The organism is Desulfovibrio sp. 1214_IL3152, assembly GCF_036763055.1.
Lineage (GTDB): Bacteria > Desulfobacterota > Desulfovibrionia > Desulfovibrionales > Desulfovibrionaceae > Desulfovibrio.
Window position 1 is genome coordinate 1 of the sequence record NZ_JBAIYW010000501.1, and the last position, 1516, is coordinate 1516.

The following is a 1516-nucleotide window of genomic DNA, read 5'->3' on the forward strand; positions in this document are numbered from 1 at the left end:
CTGCCGCGCAACACGGCAGCGGCTACCGGCGCGCAGCCAGAACGGCACGGTCCCCATCCGAGGGAAAGTCCAGCCGCCATGCCTTGCGTAGCGTTGTCTGATCTACGGCATCCGGGGCCTTGACCAGCGACACGTTCCCGGCAGGGAACACAAGCGATGGCGCAGAACCGGCCTGGGTTTCCTGCACAGGCTTGATATCGCTGAAATAACGCGCAGCCAACGCAAGGCTTTGCTGCACATTCACATCGCCGCTGATGACCACCCGAAGCGGCCTTTTCCTGCGGCTGGCGGAAACGAAGTCACGCACATCCTCAATGCTGAACCGGGCCTTGCCACTCCAGTGCTTATTCTGTATGCAGCCTCTTGCACCTCATGTTCAAAGAAGGATGTCATGGGCTTTTTTTACAGTATGCTCTCTTCGGCAGCCTTCGGGCTTATCCCCCTTTTCAGCCTGCCGCTCATGGCCAGGGGGCTTTCTCCGGCTACCGTGCTTTTTTACCGCTTTTTCATTGCTTCCATCGTGCTGGGGATACTTATCCTGCTGAGGGGCGAACGCCTGCACACCTCGCGGCGCAATCTTGCCAAGCTCACAGGCATGAGCCTCATGTACGCCTTGGCGGCCCTGCTGTTCATGCAGGCATTCAAGTACATGCCAAGCGGCGTGGCGGCCACCCTGCACTTTTCTTACCCGGTGATGGTCATGCTCATGATGATTGTTTTCTTTCATGAGCGCTTTTCGTCAATTACCGCTCTGGCCGTGGTTCTTGCCATCAGTGGGGTCTACCTGCTGAGCGGCGGCGCACAGTCCGGCAGCGTGGCGGACATGAGCATGCTGGGCCTGACGCTGGCCCTGGCCTCCGCACTGTGCAACGCCGTCTACATAACCAGCCTCTACGCGGCCCGCATCAGCAATATGACGGGCCTTGTGCTTACCTTTTATGTCATGGGCTTCGGCGCACTCTGCTCACTGGCAAACTCGCTGGCGACAAACAGCTTCCAGATGCTGCAAAGCTGGCAGGATCTGGCGCTGGCCGCCCTGCTGGCCCTGGTGACAGCGGTGCTTTCCAACTACACCCTGATTCTGGCGGTACAGCGCATCGGTTCTACCCTTGCGGCCGTAATGGGCGTGCTGGAACCTGTCACCGCAGTGGTCGTGGGCATTCTGGTATTCAACGAGCCGTTCAGCCTGTCGCTGCTTACGGGGCTGGCGCTTATTGCGGTTTCGGTAGTTCTCGTCATGCTTGGCGGCCACATCCGCCACCTGCTGGCCCGGCGCAAGACAACGCTGCCGCCCATCCCGTAAGGCCGCCCTGCGGTCCCGCTGCTTTGCCACTTTGCCGCCGCCTTCGGCTGCGCCGCAGTCTGCCCCGACAATATTGCTGCAAAAACAAAAGGAACCCCCCGGCCTAGCCGGGGGTTCTTCATATGCGCCTGTAAGGCTTTCTTACCAGCCGCGCCCTAACAGGCGCACGGGCGATCTGACATTTGCATTTCTGTTACTTGCGGCCCGTAAACG

General features: G+C 59.8%; 2 protein-coding genes. One reads left to right on the forward strand and one right to left on the reverse strand.

Annotated elements, in window-relative coordinates:
• Window positions 1–22: 22 nt before the first annotated feature.
• Window positions 23–355, reverse strand: a complete 333-nt coding sequence (locus tag V6C07_RS10790; RefSeq protein WP_333536490.1) for an insulinase family protein — start codon at window positions 353–355, stop codon at window positions 23–25.
• A 36-nt stretch (window positions 356–391) separates the two neighbouring features.
• Between V6C07_RS10790 and V6C07_RS10795 the strand changes: the two genes are divergently transcribed.
• On the forward strand, window positions 392–1303 hold the full coding sequence (locus V6C07_RS10795) for a DMT family transporter (protein ID WP_333536489.1): 912 nt from the start codon (window positions 392–394) through the stop codon (window positions 1301–1303).
• Window positions 1304–1516 lie beyond the last annotated feature (213 nt).

What these genes read in the sequence shown, in the direction of transcription:
- V6C07_RS10795 (WP_333536489.1), top strand. Translation starts at nt 392, where the DNA reads ATGGGCTTTTTTTACAGTATGCTCTCTTCGGCAGCCTTCGGGCTTATC.